The 16,796-nt window shown below is 69.3% G+C and carries 14 protein-coding genes; 5 read left to right on the top strand and 9 right to left on the bottom strand.

The window, feature by feature from the left end:
- Positions 1-232: hypothetical protein (locus AB0G14_RS20210; protein ID WP_357699492.1), on the bottom strand; the 232-nt coding region annotated here is incomplete at its 3' end.
- Positions 233-645: 413 nt separating this feature from the next.
- Here AB0G14_RS20210 and AB0G14_RS20215 point away from each other — a divergent pair.
- The 4 genes from AB0G14_RS20215 (at position 646) to AB0G14_RS20230 (ending at position 4,994) form a co-directional block, all read left to right on the top strand.
- On the top strand, positions 646-1,281 hold the full coding sequence (locus AB0G14_RS20215) for a response regulator transcription factor (RefSeq protein WP_357699494.1): 636 nt from the start codon (positions 646-648) through the stop codon (positions 1,279-1,281).
- Between the two features lie 10 nt (positions 1,282-1,291).
- A complete protein-coding gene (locus AB0G14_RS20220) occupies positions 1,292-3,898 on the top strand; it encodes a right-handed parallel beta-helix repeat-containing protein (protein ID WP_357699496.1) in 2,607 nt (868 codons plus the stop codon).
- A 38-nt stretch (positions 3,899-3,936) separates the two neighbouring features.
- Positions 3,937-4,611, top strand: a complete 675-nt coding sequence (locus tag AB0G14_RS20225) for a hypothetical protein (protein WP_357699498.1) — start codon at positions 3,937-3,939, stop codon at positions 4,609-4,611.
- 155 nt (positions 4,612-4,766) lie between these two features.
- Positions 4,767-4,994 (top strand): hypothetical protein, encoded by a 228-nt coding sequence (locus AB0G14_RS20230; RefSeq protein ID WP_357699520.1) that lies wholly within the window; start codon positions 4,767-4,769, stop codon positions 4,992-4,994.
- Here the strand turns inward: AB0G14_RS20230 and AB0G14_RS20235 are convergent.
- Entirely contained in the window at positions 4,930-5,445 is a 516-nt protein-coding gene (locus tag AB0G14_RS20235) for a transposase family protein (protein WP_357699500.1), read from the bottom strand. The genes AB0G14_RS20230 and AB0G14_RS20235 overlap by 65 nt on opposite strands.
- Between AB0G14_RS20235 and AB0G14_RS20240 the strand changes: the two genes are divergently transcribed.
- Positions 5,429-5,653: a hypothetical protein gene (locus AB0G14_RS20240; RefSeq protein WP_357699502.1), complete on the top strand. Its 225-nt coding sequence runs from the start codon at positions 5,429-5,431 to the stop codon at positions 5,651-5,653. The two genes, AB0G14_RS20235 and AB0G14_RS20240, sit on opposite strands and share 17 nt — an antisense overlap.
- Positions 5,654-5,902: 249 nt before the next feature.
- On the opposite strand, the gene AB0G14_RS20245 is transcribed toward AB0G14_RS20240, so the two are convergent.
- The 7 genes from AB0G14_RS20245 to AB0G14_RS20275 form a co-directional block, all read right to left on the bottom strand.
- Positions 5,903-7,306, bottom strand: a complete 1,404-nt coding sequence (locus AB0G14_RS20245; RefSeq protein WP_357699504.1) for an EsaB/YukD family protein — start codon at positions 7,304-7,306, stop codon at positions 5,903-5,905.
- A 3-nt stretch (positions 7,307-7,309) separates the two neighbouring features.
- Positions 7,310-7,630, bottom strand: a complete 321-nt coding sequence (locus AB0G14_RS20250; protein ID WP_357699506.1) for a hypothetical protein — start codon at positions 7,628-7,630, stop codon at positions 7,310-7,312.
- Between the two features lie 30 nt (positions 7,631-7,660).
- Positions 7,661-8,029: a WXG100 family type VII secretion target gene (locus AB0G14_RS20255; protein ID WP_357699508.1), complete on the bottom strand. Its 369-nt coding sequence runs from the start codon at positions 8,027-8,029 to the stop codon at positions 7,661-7,663.
- Positions 8,030-8,184: 155 nt separating this feature from the next.
- Positions 8,185-12,234 (bottom strand): type VII secretion protein EccCb, encoded by a 4,050-nt coding sequence (eccCb, locus tag AB0G14_RS20260; protein ID WP_357699510.1) that lies wholly within the window; start codon positions 12,232-12,234, stop codon positions 8,185-8,187.
- A 10-nt stretch (positions 12,235-12,244) separates the two neighbouring features.
- A complete protein-coding gene (locus tag AB0G14_RS20265) occupies positions 12,245-12,982 on the bottom strand; it encodes a hypothetical protein (RefSeq protein WP_357699512.1) in 738 nt (245 codons plus the stop codon).
- The gene (locus AB0G14_RS20270) at positions 12,969-14,699 is read right to left on the bottom strand and encodes a S8 family serine peptidase (RefSeq protein ID WP_357699514.1); all 1,731 of its coding nucleotides are present in this window, start codon (positions 14,697-14,699) and stop codon (positions 12,969-12,971) included. Before AB0G14_RS20270 ends, AB0G14_RS20265 begins: the two co-directional genes overlap by 14 nt.
- A gap of 286 nt (positions 14,700-14,985) precedes the next feature.
- Positions 14,986-15,360: a hypothetical protein gene (locus tag AB0G14_RS20275; protein ID WP_357699516.1), complete on the bottom strand. Its 375-nt coding sequence runs from the start codon at positions 15,358-15,360 to the stop codon at positions 14,986-14,988.
- Positions 15,361-16,796: the final 1,436 nt, after the last annotated feature.

A 16,796-nucleotide genomic window follows, 5' to 3' on the forward strand; every position in this document is an offset into this window, starting at 1 on the left:
CGTACGACAACGTGAACGAACCACTCTCACCCGAACCCGCCGTCGGCTGACCCTTCTCATCCCACGCCGAATACGTCGTCGTCGAATACGTGTCCGGCCCACCCTCATGATGCACCACCGACGTCACCGACAACGTCCGTCCGTCCGGACTTATCGTGTAGACCGAACCATCGTCGGCGGTCATGATGGTGTTGCCCGTTGACGGATCAATCTTGATGTCCGCGCTGCGCATCGGGGCTCCCGTACGGTCTCAGGTTCGGCGCCGAGGACGGGCCCACCGATCGGGCGGTCCAGGGCTGGTCCATCCCCGGCCCGACGCCGGCGGCGCCGACGAGTATCGGTCCGCCGGTCTGCGTGGGCAGAGTGATGCTCGGAGCGTGCCACGGACATGGCTCGACGCGGCAGTTCCCGGATGAGGGGACACCGAATGGGTTCTGGCGATCAGGGCGAGCCCGTCACGCGTGAACCGGAACGCGACGCCCAGCGTTCTATGGAGGAACACTTCGGCGGCACGTTGTCAGAGGGGAGATGGCCGTGATGTCGGCGGGCCAGTACACGCTCCGGACGGCGGCGACGGTGGCGTCCAACATGAAGGCCGGTCCGCCCGGGGCTTCTGCCCCGGCCGCGACCGACCCGGTGACAACCGTGTCGATCGTCGACGACCAACCAGTCACGAGGACCGGCATGGAGAGTGTGGTGTCGCTGGACCCGCGCCTGACCGTGGTCGCGTCCGTGCCTGGCATCGGCGACCTCGCCGCGGCCGCTGTCGACTGTGACGTGGTGCTGCTCGCTCTGCCCACGCACCGCCCCACGCCCTCGCTGGAAGTGATCGCCAACGCCGCCGCGATCGGACGACCCGTCATCACCTCGACCTGGGACCAGCCGCCAACCCTGCTGAGTGCGATGCGCGCCGGGGCCCGCGGCTGCATCACCCGCTACTCCCCGCACGACGCGATCGCCGACGCGCTCCGGGTCGTCGCGCAGGGCGGGACCTACATTTGCGCAAGGCTGGTCGATCAGCTACACAGCGAACTACGCCAGCCCCGTCGCGGCGACAACGTGACCGGACTGGCGCCCCGGGAGATCGAGACCCTCCAGTGGATCGCGCAGGGCTTCACCCAGGCGCAGATCGCCAGCAGGATGGGGCTGTCCCAGGCCACGGTCAACACGTACGCCAAGCGTATCCGCGGGAAGCTCAGCGTCGGCAACAAGGCCGAGCTGACCCGGGTCGCCATCGCGCTGGGATATCTGAACGATGACTCTTGCCGCCACGTCGCATGATCCCCGTCCGATGAAGGCCGGGGCGCCGCTGCGCGTAGCCGCACGAGGGTGGGGCAACCATCGCAGCATCGGATCGGCGATCCGCGCCGCGGCCGACGGGTCCGTCATCTCCCTCGCGCCCGGCGTCTACAACGAGAGCGTCATCATCGACCGGGATGTGAGCCTCGTCGCCGAGCGCGGTGTGGTCGAGATCGTGGCCACCTACGGTCCGGCCCTCGTGAGCAGGACGCCGTCGGCGGTTGTCCGCGGGATCAGGGTGCGGGGCACCGAACCGGCCGCGGTGGCGGTACTGGCGTCGAGCGGTCACGTGATGTTCGAAGACTGTGAGATCTCCGTCGGACGCGTGGAGATCAGTGGTCGGGCCGAAGCCGAGCTGGTGGGCTGCCGGATCCACCGCTGCGCGGAAGCCGGCCTGCATGTGACCGGTGACGCGACAGCGAGCCTGGTCAAATGCACCATCGAGGCCATCGAGGGCGATGGCATCGTCCTGAGCCAGTCGAGCCGCACCCACGTCACATCGACCATGATCACGCAGACTACCCGGACCGGTGTCTCCCTCGTCGGCTCGGCGGCGGCGACACTCAAGGACTGCGATGTCTCCCACACCGGCGAGGCTGGGATGTACACACAGGATAGTGCGCGCCTGTTCGTCCAGGCCAGTCGCCTGTCCGACACCGGCGCCGACGCACTGAGCGTCGCCGGCAGCGCGATCCCCGACCCGGACGCGGCGGCCGGGCCAGACCCGGCATCGCCCGGCGCCGAGCCCCCCATCGGGGTGGCAATGATCGATTGCAACCTCACCCGGGCCGGGCGTGCGGGCGTGCGTGCTGTCGGCGTGTGCAAGGTGACGATGACCGGTTGTGAAATCACCGGCAGCGCACGGACGGGCGTGGTGCTCAGCGGCTCGGCCGTATTGGACGCCACGGATTGCACCGTCGTCGGGCCCGGCGCCAACGCCGTTTTCGTCGACGGCGACGCCCACGCCTCGTTGACCCGCGTCACCGCGCGCGGGGCCGCCTTCAGCTCGATTCATCTCGGCGGCAACTCGGAGTCCGATCTGGTGGAATGCCTGGTAACGGGAACCCCTGAGCACGGTATCCGAGTCGCTGGGCAGGCCGTGCTCAGGCTGACCGGCGGACAGATCGAGAAAGTCCAGATGTCCGGCATACATGTCGAGGCCCGCGCAGACGCCACGATCCGCGAAGCCACCATCGCGGGCGCGGCGATCGGCATCCGGATCGAGACTCGGCACCGCCCGCTGATCGAGGACTGCACGGTGGAGTCGGCCCAATCCGGGCTGGAGGTAGGCCCCGGCGCCGGTCCGACCGTGCGGTCATCCCGGTTCGCCACGTGCGGCGGGGTCGGTGTGTTCTTCGACAAAGGCAGCGCAGCGACGCTGGAGGGATGTGCCATCGAGGACACCGGCGGTAGCGGCCTGGTCATCTGGACCGGAGCCCGGCCGGTGGTCCGGGATACAACGGTGCGCCGGTGTCGCAAGAACGGCATGTACGTCGCCCCGGGAGCCGGCGGCACCGTAGAGGACTGTACGTTCTCGGCCACGGACCTTCCCGCGCTCTACATCGGGGCGGAGGGAGATCCTGTATTGCGCCGGTGCATGGTTCACGACGTGGATGAGGACATGCACCTGGCCGACGGCGCTCGCCCGACCTTCGATGCCTGCACGGTGGACAACGTGCGCACGGCGACCATGCCGGTCACCGACGGCGAGCCGCAGCGCATCCGTGGTGCCGGGGCGAGAGTCGGTGCCGGCGGGCAGCTCGACAAGCCTCAGGCGGCGCTGCCCGAACTGCTGCAGCAGCTCGAGCAGCTGGTCGGACTGGCCCGGGCCAAACAGGAGGTCGGCACCCTGGTCAGGTTGATGCAGATGGTCAAGCGCCGCGAGGAAGCCGGGCTGCCGCCACCGCCCCTGTCGCGGCACCTCGTCTTCGCCGGAAACCCGGGGACCGGCAAGACCACCGTGGCGCGCCTGTACGGGCAGATCCTCGCGGCGCTCGGCATGCTCAGCACAGGTCACCTCGTGGAGGTCGATCGGGCAACGCTCGTCGGCGAGTATGTCGGGCATACCGCGCCCAAGACCCAGACCGCGTTCCGCCGTGCCCTCGGCGGGGTGTTGTTCATCGACGAGGCCTACTCCCTGGTCCCCGACGGCAATGCCGCGGACTTCGGGCAGGAGGCGATTTCAACCCTGGTCAAACTCATGGAGGATCACCGCGACGAGGTCGTCGTCATCGTCGCCGGCTACCCCGACCAGATGGAGCGATTCGTAGCGGCCAACCCCGGCCTGTCCTCCCGCTTCAGTCGCACCCTGTACTTCGACGATTACACGCCCGACGAACTGGTCCGCATCGTGAGCCACCAGGCCGCGGCCCACCAGTACCACGTCCCCGAGGCGACCCGGGTCGCGCTGGCCCAGTTCTTCACCGAGACCGAGCGCACCGGAAGCTTCGGTAACGGCCGCTTCGCCCGGAAAGTGTTCCAGGAGATGACCGAGCGGCACGCCTACCGCATCGCTGAGGTCACAGCGCCGACCCACGAACAACTCAGCACCCTCGATGTCGAGGACCTGCCCGGTCAAATCAAGTTGGACCACGCGTAAACCCTGACAACGCAACAGAATGAAAGGAGCCGGCGGCGATGGGTCACTGGGTCAAAAATGGCGGCGGCGACATCGTCTACTGGAAGTGGGAGGAAACCGGGGACGCCCCGCCCGGTGGCGAATGGGGATACAGCTACGAGGCGCTCACGAATCCCTATCATTTGCCACAGAACTACCAGCCACTACCGAGCCTTGGTTCAGACGTTCCCCCCGATGTCGAGATTTCGAAGTTTACGTTCAACGACGACTGGCTATCGAATCTCACCGGCACGCTCCCGCCCCCGGAGGTCACTCCGCCTCCCCAGAGCACGTCCCCCGAAGATCCCCCGCCGGTGCTTAATGCGTTTCACATCCTGCCCAGCACAATCCGCGATGCCGAGCATTGGATCAAGCAACCGCTCAGGGACACGATCACGGGCCAGGACGGGTGGAATGAACTGAAGGCGTACATCGACGGGGTCAAGGACTGGATCTTCTACCGTCCCGAGCACCTTCAACTCCCCGACGACTCGTACAATAAATTGTATCCGACCGACGAAACCAGGCACGAGGCGCCGAGCGCGGAAGCCCTGGCAATGGTCAATTACATCGACAACCTGATGGCGGGCGGCTCTGATGCCTTGATGACGGTCGCCGTATTTCTCGACCGCCTCGACACAGCCGGTCAGATCTACGTTGCGGCGGACAAGCAGTCCTACTTCCCCGCTGCGTGAGACACATGGCGGTGCACCGGGACCTCACGGTCCCGGTGCACCGCCGTGTCAGGTGTCGGTCAGTGAGGTGATCCCAGCAAGGTGCTGGTAGGAGGTGTGGCGACGGCGTGGCGTTCCTGGGGTTACCAGCACCGATGTGCTCAAGGACGAGGACCGTGGAGCTCTACACGCACTCGCCGCAGGAGACCCCGGTCATCTGCGCCGACGAGCTCGGGCCGGTGATCCCCCCGCTCGTTCCCACCGCCGCCCGACTGGAGCCGGATGGCCACCGAATCAAGGCACCGATGGACTACAGCGCCGACCGGAGAAGACCTGGATCTACGGCGGCCTGTGGGTCAGCGACGTGCTGGCTGAATCTGCAGGACGGCTGGTGGCGCATCTGAGGTTCCCCCGAATAGCGTGGAGGCCAGACCTCAAGGGATAGAGGGTCGTGGCTGAGAACGAGACGACGGTCCGACCGGGAGTTCCGCGAGGGTGCGGTCCGCCGATCTCGACACCTTCACCCCGCACCCGCTGCCCACCACCCCCGAACAAGGGTCGCGGGCCGCCTGGACCACGGTCCCCATCGGCCACCGCGGGCCCGGCCGTGGCCCGCAACCGGCTGGTCAACCGTTTACGCGGTGGCACCGCTGGCACCGACTCGGTGAACGAGCGACGCCGGCACGCCGGCTCGTCGCAGCGCCAGCGGTACCTGGTCCATACCAGTCGCGGGCGGCGGCCGCCGACCGGCAGGTCCCGCGGCCTGGTCACCCGTCGCCCCTTGAACCGTCGTGCCCGGGTACCGCAGTCCGGACAGTGTTGTGCCTGTTCATCGGCGGTGATCAAGTGCACCACCGGCGATCACCGCACGCTGGGCCGCTGGCTCAAGCAGCACCCGAGCACCGGCCGGCTGTCCATCGGCCCGGCCAGGGTCACCGTCGAAACCAAGCTCGACGGCAAGTACCTGCTGGCGACCTCCGACGCGGGCCTGTGCCCGCGAAGGATGCGACGCTTGGCTACCAGAACCTGCTGGAAGCCGACCGAGCGTTCCTTCCGTGCGTGAGTCGACCTCGTGTCTTCGGCCGGTCTACCAACGTCTCGACGACCGGATACACGCCCACGTGCTGCTGTACTGGCTGCTGCTGTTCCGCGTCACAGTCCGGCGACGACCGCCCGCTGGACGTGGGCACCCGTACGGACAACCTGCTCCTGCGTCCTTACGCTACCTCGGCGAAGGCGGCCTGGCCCTGCTCACCCAGCGTTGGCGCGCCCTGCAACAGGCCACCGCCAGCCCCAGACACGGATCGGCCTGTCAGCCGATGATGCCCCGCCCCATGGCCAGAAGTTCGTCGTACACGCCGAAGACGGCCATCGCCAGTAGGGCGCTGGCGATGTTGCACAGCATTGCGATGACCTCGACCCACTTGAGCCGGTCGGGGCTCTCGGCCGGGCCGCCCAGGGTAGGCTCCGCGTCGCGACCGGCCGCCTTGGGATGGCGCAGCACCGTCACCGCGAGGCCCCAACCAGTGAGGATCACCGCGGCGAAGGCGAGCGCGAATATCGCGATCCCACTCGTCAGGTAGCGCTCGGCCAGTGCGGCGAGGACGGCGAAGACCCCGATACCACCGGCCGCACCGGCGAGGACGATTTCGGCGGTGAGCGCGGCCCGGCGCACGCGGAGCAACAGGGCGACGCCCGCCGTTCCCGCAAGGGCCAACGCGTATGGCTGACGTTCATGGGTGATGGTCAGTACCGGCAGGGTCACGGCGAGCGCCACGGCCGGCACGGCCAGCAACACCGCCACCGCCTGCCGGGCACGCGCGAGCAGTTCCGCGGTCGCTTGGGCCAGGGCGGGACCGCCCCGGGGAAGTTTCCCGCTCCACGCGGCGATGGTGGCGCCCAGCGGCTTGGCCACACCGATGATGGCCAGTGCCGTGACCGCGACCGCGGCCGCCACCGAGGCGCCGGACAGGTCTACCCGGGAGATGTGCAGCACCGCGGCCAGCGCCGCCGCGACGGCCAACGGCACCTCGAACGCCGCGATGACCGGGTCGGGCACGGCCGCCAGAGCCATGACCGCGGCGGCATTGACGCCGATGATGGCACCGAGCCAGAAGAAGTGCCCCCCGGCGAGTGCTTGTCCCAGAAGGCCGCCGGCAACCAGCAGGCACGGCGTGGCGGTCAGGATGACGGCCATACTCAGGGCCCGGGGTACCGGTGTGCGGAGCTCCTGCAGAGCCCACCCGGCTGCCAGGGCGACCAAGCCGGCGACGATCAGGAGGATGGCGGGCGAAATCAGGCCGCCGGCATGTCGCAGTGCGGCCACCGCGGCCGACAGGAGCAGCCACAGCAGTCCGAGCGACGCGATCGTCGGCCCCCGCGGGTTGCTCCGGTCCCGGTTTCGCTCGCTCTCGTCGGCCACCAACTCGCCGATGTCCTCGACTACCGGCGCCGTACCGGGATCGCGGGCCACGTCGTGCAGGTAGAGCACCTGGCCGTCGGTAACGCCCGCATCGACCAGCGATGTGCCCACGGGAATCGGCGCGGCGCCGGCCGGGGCGAGCGTCCAGGCCGGCGGCATCACACCGCCGCGGGCCTGTCCGCACATGCGCGCCAGCGCCGCGGCGTACTCGCCGACCGGTGCGTCACTGGGGAGTGCTACGTCCGCACTCTTGCTCGCGCCGACGACGGTGACCCGGCTCCGCCTGTCAAGCATCGCTCAGTGCATCCACTGCTTGGTGTTCGCGTTCTGTGTGGTGACGTAGTTGTACCAGGCCACGTCAAGCCGGTGCGCGATGTCCCCGAGGATGCCGGGCTCCTGCTGACCGTCACCGAACAGACCGCGCGCGGACAGATTCCAACTCTGTTCCAGAGCGTTGAAGTACACGTACGCGTCACCGGTCCAGGTGTCCTGCAGCGGAGCGAGCTGGCGGGCCAGGTCGTTCAACTGGACGATGATGTTTCCGGCCACCTGCCGGACGAACGGGCCGGCCTCGCCGAGTTCGGTCGGCACCTTGAGGCTGGTGTTTTCCACACCCATTGTCGTTCTCCTATCTGGTCGACGTGGTGCCTACGGGTTCGTGATCTGCCCAGGGCCGGCTGGGCCGGTCGGCACCGGCTCCAGGTTCAGCGGTGGGATTTCGCCGGCGATGGGCACCAACTGGGCGATGTTTTCCTGCTCCATGTTCACGTAGTTAACGTAGTTGCCCTGCAGTCCGCTACCGATGGCGTCCAATGCGTCATGCAGCATGCGGGCATAGGCGTTGTAGTCGGTCATCATGGCCTGGAATGTGCTCGACGCCACGCCGAGCCAGCCGGCTCCCAGCTGTTCCACATAGCTGCGCAGCGTGGCGAGCTCGCCCTCGATGAGGGTCGCGGTGCTGTGCGCGTTGGCGGCTGCCTGCGCGATGTACTCCGGCGTCACGGTATATTGCGTCACGTCTTGACCTCCTCGGCGACGTTTCGACGCCCTGAGCGGCGTCGATCACCAGCGTTACAGACCCATGGCCGGACCTGACAGTGCCCGGTTTTGAGGACGTCAAGCCAGTGTCCGTGTCCACCAGGGGCCCCCTTGCGCCACAAGCCGACACCGCACTAGGCGCGGACGTACGGCTGAGCACTGGCCTCGGCCTGATCGTCTTCCGCGTCGGCGACGGCAACCTGGATCAGCTCGCCCGCCCGACCGCGGCGTACGAGCACGCCCCGACCCGGCGGTCGCGGCTGCGCCCGCTCCTCGCCGAACAGCGCGCCCTCGCGGGGGTCCCCGGACAGGATGAGGCCGACGCATCCCAGTTCGCGTGCCTGAGCGAGCACATGGTCGGCCATGAGGACCCGGGACGACCCGCTCACCCGCCGCGCGATCACCAGGTGGAACCCGATGTCCCGCGCATGCGGGATGAACTCGATCAACGGATGCAATGGCCCCTGCGCCCCGCCGACCAGGTCGTAGTCGTCGATCACCAGATAGATCTCCGGCCCGGTCCACCAGCTGCGCGCCATCAGCTCCTGCCGGGTGATGCCCGGCGGTGGTAGCCGCTCACGCAGCTTCTCCACCATCTGAGCGACGTACGCGCGCGCCGCGTCGGCGTTGGTGCCGTACGCGCCCAGATGTTCGTCGGAGACGGCGCCGAGGAGCGTCCGGCGGTAGTCGAATACGACGAAGCGGGCCTCCCAGCCGGTATGACGCTGAGACACGGCGGTCATGAACGTGCGCAGGAAGGAGGTCTTTCCCGACCCGACGTCGCCAAACACGATCAGGTGCGGATCACCGCCCACCAGGTCGACCGCGACCGGCTGCAGATCGGCCTCACCCACACCGATGGGGACACCTTCGTCCGGCGCCGGCATGCTGTCCACCTCGGGCAGCGTGATGCGGCTGGGCAGCAGGCGGATCGGCGGGGCCGGCGGCCCGGACCACCCGGCCGCCACCTTCGCGAGGACGTCCTCCTGCGACTCGCGAGACCCCTCGGTGCTCTCGACCCCGTCGACGCGGGGCAGGGCCAGATGGAAGTAGACCCCAGGAGCGAGCACACCCCGGCCCGGCATCCCGGCCGGAATCGCCATGGCCAGCCGTCGACCGACCTCGGACTCGGACGGGTCGTTGAGTCGCAGCTCGATGCGGGTCCCGATGCTGTCGCGCAGGGCCGGACGGATCTCCATCCATCGGTTCGCGGCCAACACCACGTGAACGCCGGCACCCATACCCCGGGCCGCGATCTCGGTGACAAGCTGCTCCGCTCCCTCGAACGCGCCGCGCACCGCGCCCCAGTTGTCGATGAGCAGGAAGACATCGGCTGCCCGCAGTCCCGACGGCAGCCGCCCGGCGGCCCGGCGCGCCCGAAACTCGGCGATCGACCCGATGCCGAGGCCGCGGAACAGCCGTTCCCGTTCGGCGATGAGGCCGAGCACCTCGACGAACGTCCGGCTGACCAACGCTTCATCGTTGCGTCCCGCCACCACGCCGACATGCGGAGTGTCCGCATACGGGTGCAGGGTGCCGCCGCCGAAGTCCACGCAGTAGAACTGCGCCTCTTCCGGCGTATGGGTGAGCATGGTGGACAGCATCACCGTTCGCAGCAGTGTGCTCCGGCCGGTCTGCGGAGCGCCGACCGCAGCGAGGTTGCCCTGGGTGCCGCCGAAGTCCATGACCAGCATCTGCTGGTCCTGCTGCAGCGGCAGGTCGATGATCCCGAGCGGCACCTTCAGCTGCCCGCCGAACGTCCAGGCGCGGGCGGTCAGGCCGCGACCGGTCAGCACCTCCAGTTCACCGAGCATCGAGTCCAGCGTGATGACCGGCGGCAGGGGTGGCAGCCACACCTGATGGGCCGGGCGGCCGATCGCCCGCAACCGGTCGACGACGATCATGAGTTCGGTCGGGCCGGTGGGTACGGTCGCCGGTTCCTCCGGCTTCGGGGCATTGTCCCGCCCGGGCTTGCGCAACTGGTAGAGCGCCAGCTCGGTCGCGACGCGATCCGGTTCGGCCCGCTGGTCGCTGGAGAGGTACGGTGCCGACACGTGCGCCACCCGCAGCCGTTGGTAGACCGACTCATCGACCTTGAGGTACGCCGAGCCGGGAATCGGTGGCAGTCGATAAGCGTCGGTGGTGGCGATGACCGCTCGGCTCTCCTGTGCGCTGAACGTGCGCAGACAGATGCGGTAGGACAGGTGGGAGTCGAGGCCCCGGAGCTTGCCCTCTTCCAGACGTTGGGTGGCCATGAGCAGGTGCATGCCGATGCTCCGGCCGACCCGTCCGATCTGGACGAAGAGGTCTGCCATGTCCGGCCGGCCGGAGAGCAGCTCGCCGAACTCGTCCACGATGATGAGCAGATAGGGCAACGGTTGCAGCGGCTTGCCATCCGGACCGGTCTCGCCGGCCGCCTGCCTGACCTGGTACTCCCTGACCGAGTCGATGTTACCGGCCGCCCGGAGGGTCTGCAGGCGGCGTTGCTGCTCGCCCATCAGCGCGGCCTGCACCCGATCGATCATCGCGACGTCGTCGGAGAGGTTGGTGATCAGCCCGGCCACATGGGGCAGACCGGCCAGCGGCGCGAACGCGGCACCGCCCTTGAAGTCGATGAGCACGAAGTTGAGCAGTTCTGGCGAGTGGGTCAGGGCCAGGCCGGTGACCAGGGTGCGCAGCAGTTCACTCTTGCCCGAACCCGTGGCGCCGACGATGAGCCCGTGCGGGCCGTACCCGTCCTGAGCCGACTCCTTGATGTCCAGCACCACCGCCTCGCCGTCCCCATCGGTCCCGATGGGGACACGCAGCACGCGCTTGCTGGTCGGCTCGTGCCACTGGGCGGTGATGTCGGCCGTCAACGGGTCGCCGCCCAGCAGCATCTCGGTCAGCGACACCATACGGGCCAGGATCTGCTCATGCTCGTCGCTGAGCCGCAGCGGGGCCAGACAGCGGGCGATGAGCTCGGCCAGCCGGGCGTCGACCATATCCGGCGCACACCCTTCGACAGCCGCGGTCACCAGCTCGGGCAGGCCCTCGGCCTGCAGGGCGGTGTCGCTGGGCACGCGTACCCGGAGGTCGACGCGGCCCGGCTCGTCGAGCTCCCGCTCGGCGAGGAAGATCAGGGTCAGGCCCAGCTGCGGGCCGGCCGCCTTCAGCAACGACCGCAGCAGATCGGAGCGGCCGAATTCGGAGACCGGGTCGAACCCGGTGAACAACACCACAAGGCGGCGTTGGACCAACGTCCGGTTACGGTCCAGGGAGATCTGGGTGCGCCGGGCCGTCAGCTCCTCCTGGCGGTGCAACAGATCCTTCTCCAGGAAGTCGGCCAGAGCGCCCGGGCTTGAGGCCACCAGCGGCACCACGCCGGCCTCGCCGGCGGCGTCGGGCTCGAACGCGTGTGGCAGCCATTTGGCCCATTCCCACTCGCCCCCGCCGGACGTTTCGACTGCCAGCATGACGTCGTCGGGCGCGTGCAGCACCGCAATCTGACACACGATCGCCCGCAGCAGCGCGGCCGTGCGCTGCCGTGGCCCGAGGAGGCTGATCACTCCGGCCTCGCCCAGGTTCACGACGTTGGGCTGGCCATTTACTTTGGCGTGCCGACGGATAAGCCGCCGGACTCCGGTCAACGACTCCCAGTCGTACTCGCCGAGCGGGTCGAGTTTCCCGCCGAGTTTGATCGGAGTGGCCAGGTCGGCCCGGCCGAGTCCGAGCCGGACGTGCAGGAAGTCCGGGTCGTCCGGCCGCCGCTCCCACACCCGGTCCCGGCTGGTGGCGATGGCCCACAGCTGCTCGGGATCGGGGAACGTCAGCGCGGCCACCAACCGCTGGCCGCCGGCGATCTTTCGGGCCTGTACGCGGGCATCCTGAAGGTTGGCCCGGTACCGGGCACGCAGGCGCCTGCTGGACCGGCGATTGTTCTTTTTGGACTGAATGCGGGTGGAGACGGCCACGGCGATCGAGACGACCACGAACAGCGCCCCGAGCAGGATCAACAGCGGACGACCAAAGCTGATCATGTAGCCCGCCATACCGACCGACGTGAGCAACGGCAGGACGACGGTGACGAGGTTGCTGGCGCCGCCGCTCTCGGGCACCTCGGGCGGAGGGGGGATGGTGATGGTGTCGTCGGGCAGCCGCGGCGGCAGGAACCGGGCCGGACGGTGGAACGCGATCCTACTCATAGACGCTCACTCATCCCGAACATGTGACCTTGACCTGGGTGATGGCCAGCATGGTGTCGGCGGTCGGCGGCCGCCCCTTGCTCACCATCAGCACGGCGATCCCGTTGCTGGTGGTCGGATAGGTGCCGACCTCGACCCACGAGCCTGGCTTCGCGCCCTGGTCGACCACGAACTGCGCGAACCGTTGACCACTGCGGCCCGCCAGCACGTAGAACTGGACCGACCGCGCGGCGCGGTAGGACGGCGGGTTCTCGTTCGGGACGTACACGCTGACCGCGCACCTGGTGGCCGCTCGGGGTACGAACCACCACACCGCGGACGGCCCGTCGCGGTCCGAGCCGGTCGAGGCGCTCATCGGCATCACCACGAAGGTTCCGTGACACCCGTCCTGGGCCCAGCCGCCGGTCGCCACGGTGCGCCAGCTGGCCTGACGGCCGGTGGCCTCGAATCCACTGGTGGCCGTCGCCGGGCAGTCCCAGCCCGCCACCGCGGAGAAGCCGACCGTGGCGCTTGCCGAGGTCTGCGGCGCGGATGCCGACGCCGTCAACTTGATCGGGCGGATCAGCTGCAGGATGATTCCCGCCCCCAACGCCAGTACCGCCGCGAGGGTGGCCGTGATGAGCAGGACGTGCGGCCGCGCGGCGCTCCGCTCGGTGCCCGGCCGCGTCCAGCTGTACTCGACGAACGCGCCGACGAAGTCCCAACGCTGCCGGGCCGGCGGCTCGGTGCCGGGATCAACGTTGCTCACTATCAGCTCCGCGTGTTCGTCGGTCCGGCGCCCCGGCGGGCACGGTGGTCGGAAGCTCGGCTGCCGTCTCGGTGGCGCTCGCCGCTCCGCGGCCGGCGCTGTCCACCGGCTCTTCGCGCAGGACAGCAGCGCGCCACGCGTCGTCCACCCGGCTGCTGCTCCCGTCGCCTCCGCCGGCCGGCTGCGGATCGGGATCCTCGGTCGGCTCGCTGCCCGCACGGGCCGCCACCATCCGGCGCGCCCGGAACGCGAACGCCGCCACCGCGACGAGGCCGAGCAGGACGAGGAGGACGAGCGCCAGCGTACTGCCGGCGGAGTGCGAGGCGCCGCCGTCACCGCCCGCGGCAGCCGGTGGCTGGGCCGCCGGCTGCTCGTCCCGGAGCGTCTGATTGACCGCGGCCGAAGGGTTGATGATCCCCCAGCCGTAGGTCGGGTCGGGAACCTGGCTGCCCATCTTGTCGGCCGTCGCCTTCACCCGTTGCACGACCTGGGCCGGGTTCAGATCGGGGTGGGCCGCACGGACGAGCGCCGCCTCTCCGGCCACGAACGCGACCGCCAGGTTCGTGCCCGAGCCGGCCTGCCTCCCGGTTCCACTGATACCCAGCACGACGATGTCCACCCCTGGCGCGACCACGTCCACCTCGCCCGGCCGGTAGCCGGCCGCCGGTTTGTTGTCGACGCCGACGCCGGCGACCCTGAGCACGCCCGCCGGCGGCTGACCCGCCGAGGCACCCGCCCCGGTCGGCGCGGCGGCCACCACGACCACATTGTGGCTGTTCGCCGCGGCGACCGCCTGGGCGACCTTCGAATCGCTGACGTCCACATACGACCCGAGCGCGACCACCTTCGCGCCGGCCGAAACCGCGACCTCGATCGCGCTGGCCTGGTCGGCCACCGTGACGCTCGGCGCCGTCGTGACTACCCGGATCGGCAGGATGCTCGCCCCCGGGGCGATCCCCGTCAGCGAGCTGCCCTGACCAGGCTGGGCCGCGATGATACCGGCCATGGCGGTGCCGGTACCGAGGCAATCGGTGTTGCCACGCCCCGATCCGCTCACGATGTCGGCGCCCACCGCGACCCGGCCGGTCAGTTCGGGCACGGTAGCGTCGACCCCCGAGTCGACGACCGCCACTACGACGCCGTCACCCTTGGTCCGGGCCCATGCCTGGCTGGGCGCCATGCGCAACGGCGCCCAGTTCGATCCGGTACGACCGGCACCAGCCGTTGCACACTGCCCCGCCCCGCCGCGCGTGGGGGTGCCGGTCGGGGTCGGCCTGGCGCTGCCGCCGGTCGCCGGAGTCGAGGTCGGCTGACCCTTCGGCTTGGTTGGCTGACTCTTCGGCTTGGTCGGCAGCTCCCCCATCTGCACGCCGTCGCCGACTGCGTCCCAGGGCAGCACGAGGTACCAGCCCTGATGAAGGGTGTTGGCGTCCTTGAGCGTCGCACCGTCGGGCTGCTCCCGGCCGACATTCAGTTCGAAGATCTCGGTGGACCGGGAGCCGTCACCGAGGAACCGCGTCGCGATCTCCGACAGGTTCTCCGGCTTCCCGGAGTAGGCCGCCTTCACCTCGTAATACTTGACCACCTCGGCTTTGGCGGCGGGCACGGCCGACGGGGCGGCGCCGGCGACCGAGGACACCGACAGCCCCACACAGATCGCGAGGACGAGAGCAGCGGTGACCGCTGCTCTCGTGCGCAGTTTCCGGTTGGCTGGCATCAGGTCTCCTCGCTTTATGGCCCGGACGTGGCCGGCTGGCCGGCCGGTGCAGGGGACGCGGCGGGCTCCGCGGCCAGGCCGACGGGACGGCGGCCGCGCGCAGCCGCGTCCATCAGTGTTGTCGGTTGTCGCCGCGGTTCCGGTCGGGCCGGTGCCGGCATCGACCGGGTCCGCCCCTGTCGATCATGCAGCTGGGGTGCCGGGCACTCCCTGAACGCCGGTTTGTCAGGCACCACAACCGCAAGATCGGTGCGTGACAAACCGGCGAACGTTCGTGGACACCGCACTATTGGTGGAACTCCACGTGCCCGGGATGGCCCTGGGCGTCGAACTGGCTGTAGACATCGCCATCCGGCGTGGTCTGGGTCAGAATGACCGCGTCCTCTCCCGTCCCGCTCATGACCGTGACGCTGCCATCACTGAGGACCAGCTCGACTCGCCCGTCGGCGAGGTAGTTGTACTCGCCCGACGATCCATCCGGAAATCGAACCTGACCGGGATTCTCTCCCTGGAAGTCGCTGAACTCGGTCCCGTCCTCGGTGCGCTGCATGAGCACATGGGCGTCAGGGCTGCGGCTGCTCAGCAGTGTGGAGCTGCCGTCGTCAAAGGTCATCCGAACCGTGCCGTCCGGTAGGTCGTGGAAGTCGGCCCAAAGGGGCATCGATACACCTCATTCTGTTGCGGCTGCGCTGTGGGCAGATCTGATGCGTCCGTTATCCGTTGCGGGCAGGGCCTTCGGTGACCGGCCGGGCCGGCGGCGACGGCGGCACCGGCAACACCGGCGGGCGCGGCAGCACCGGCGGCAGCAGCCGGCCCGGCGACAGGGACGGCACCGGCGGCAGGGACCGCGGCGGCAGTCGAGGCGGGGAGGGAGGCGGAGACGTCGCGCTGAACCGGCTCGGCGGGATGCTGCGCGGCAGCGAGCCGTGCGGCAGCGAGCCGCGCGGCGGCCGTACCAAACCCCGGGGGTTGAACGGCGGCGGCTGCCGGTTCGGCAGAGCCGGTGGCGCCAGTCGGCGCGCGTCATGGTCAGATGCCACCGACGAGGCCCGGAACGACTGGAGATCCGGAAAATCCGGATAGGAGAGTGCGCTCGGGGCGGCCGCGTCGTTGCCGTTGGCTCCACGGCGCCCGGGCTCGGGAGGGACCCACTCCCGCAGACGCCATTGGTCGGACACGGCTGCCTCCTAAGTACGTTGGATCGGCCGCGGGTGCGCGGCATGTTGACGCTAACCCGCGGATCGCCCGACCAGACAAGCCCCGGTTCGACGGCCATCCGCTGTCGGGACGGCTGTCCCCGTCGTCGGGACGCCCGAAGCGGATCGCACCGCCTCCGCCGACTGAGGCTCAACTACGGATCGCCCGGGCACCGTCACCGCAGAGCAGTTGCCGCATCAGTCGATGGCGGCACCGCACATATCCGGCACCGTCAGGTCAGGGCACGGTTGACCGCTCTACGCGCGCATCACGGCGACGGCGGTACCGGCCGAGCCCTGGTTCACCGACCCCGCGACCGGCAGTTACGAGATCACCCTGCTGGCCGGGACCAGCTACGAACTGACGTCACGCCCGTCTGCCCGGGATACCGCGCCGCCACGGTGTCCGTACCGCTCGGCACCACCGACGTGGCGCAGGACGTGCAGGTGACGGGCGGACCTGTCGACGGTGCCTCGCACCGGGATACGCCTATCCGGCCGGACCAACTTCGACGGCTGGCTGGCCGCGAGCCGCGGCACGGCTGGCTGTGCGCGACAGCAACAACTCCGGGCCTGGCGGCTCGACACGACCCGGGGGCATGCCGAACGCAACCGCCACCGGCGGCTTCGCAACCGCGGGGCCCGGCCGCACTCCCAGGCTACGGGCAGCAGCAGCGGAATCCGGCCCGGGCTCAGCTGGGTGGGATCGGCCGGCCAGCCGAGGTCCGCCAGGAGCTGGCACTTATCAAGGTCGTAGATCTCCCGAGACTGGTTGCGGTCACCGAGAGTTCGCGCGGTCACGCCCGATCCCTGTCTGTCAGGGTGAGTTGAGGCCAGCGGCTCGTAGCAATTCCCGCTGACAGGGCGAGATCAGGATCGATTGGCGTTGAGTGTTTCTGTT

It is taken from the genome of Micromonospora sp. NPDC023814 (assembly GCF_040639595.1).
Taxonomy (GTDB): domain Bacteria; phylum Actinomycetota; class Actinomycetes; order Mycobacteriales; family Micromonosporaceae; genus Micromonospora.